1 protein-coding gene is annotated in these 1,062 nt (G+C 41.4%); it reads right to left on the reverse strand.

Features of this window, described 5'->3' with window-relative positions:
• Window positions 1-9: 9 nt before the first annotated feature.
• Complete coding sequence (locus FHR85_RS14280) at window positions 10-969, reverse strand: IS30 family transposase (protein ID WP_167264441.1); 960 nt, start codon at window positions 967-969, stop codon at window positions 10-12.
• Between the last annotated feature and the right edge of the window lie 93 nt (window positions 970-1,062).

Below are 1,062 nucleotides of genomic sequence, written 5' to 3' on the forward strand. Positions count from 1 at the left end.
ATTCATTTGTCAAATTAAGCGAGACAACATACTGTCATCGACGTGATCCATGAAACACTCAATAGGCGTTCTATAATTCAAGGATTTCCTTGGTATGTTGTTTCTTCTCTGAACAACATCAGCTATTTGATGTTGCGATACGGTGTTAAAATCCGTTTCTTTAGGCAACCCATTCTTTCGTAGTAGGCCATTGGAATGCTCATTTAGCCCTCTTTGAGACGGTGTTCCAGGATCCGCGAAATAAATATCAATGTCATGTTGGTTACTAATGGCCTTCCAATTAGAGAATTCCTTTCCACAGTCAAAGATGATGGATTTGAATAAGTGTTTGGGTAACGGATTAAGCCAATGGTTCAGGGTTGTTTCAATATCAGAAGCTCTTCTACCTGCCGGTTTAATCGCGATGATGCATTTGGTTAACCGTTCAACCAAGGTAATAACAGCACTCTTGTGTTGGTAGCCAACAATGGTGTCACCTTCCAAGTGACCGAATTCTTGATCGTAGTTGGGGTAGTCATGGTCTCGATCCTCAATCCGGCGTCTAAAGCTTTGTTTCCCTCGCTTTTCTTGGTGACCGTTGGGTTTTCGTTTGCCTTTCATGGGGAGGTCTTCTTGATTAAATATGCCTGATTGAAACAGACGATATAAGGTACGCATACTGCAGGAAATAGGCTTTTCATTTCGGCCTTTAATGACATCTGGCGTCCAGCCAGAACGAACCTTTTCTTGGATGTAATCTGTTTCAGAATCAGGTAGTTCAATCTTGGGACGACCGCAGTTGGCTTTGTTCGCTTGATATTGAAGATGAATCTCTTTTGCGGTCATACCTTCAGCCAGTTTCCTGATAATGCGATAAACGCTCTCATGGCCACGTTTTAACTTTTTAGCGATTTTGCGTCCTGATAGACCAAATGCATGATATTCTTCTATGAATACCAATTCGGTTTTGGTAAGATGGGTGTAGGACATGTCAGATACACTCTCCTTAACTTTGGTAGGTTATGGGTTGAGTATATCATGACATGTCCTTTTATAGTGTCTCGCTTAATTTTACAATCGAGG

Origin of the sequence: Alkalibacillus almallahensis (assembly GCF_011761495.1) — a bacterium.
In the GTDB taxonomy this organism is placed as follows: Bacteria; Bacillota; Bacilli; order Bacillales; family Alkalibacillaceae; genus Alkalibacillus; species Alkalibacillus almallahensis.

What these genes read in the sequence shown, in the direction of transcription:
- FHR85_RS14280 (WP_167264441.1), bottom strand. Translation starts at nt 969, where the DNA reads ATGTCCTACACCCATCTTACCAAAACCGAATTGGTATTCATAGAAGAA.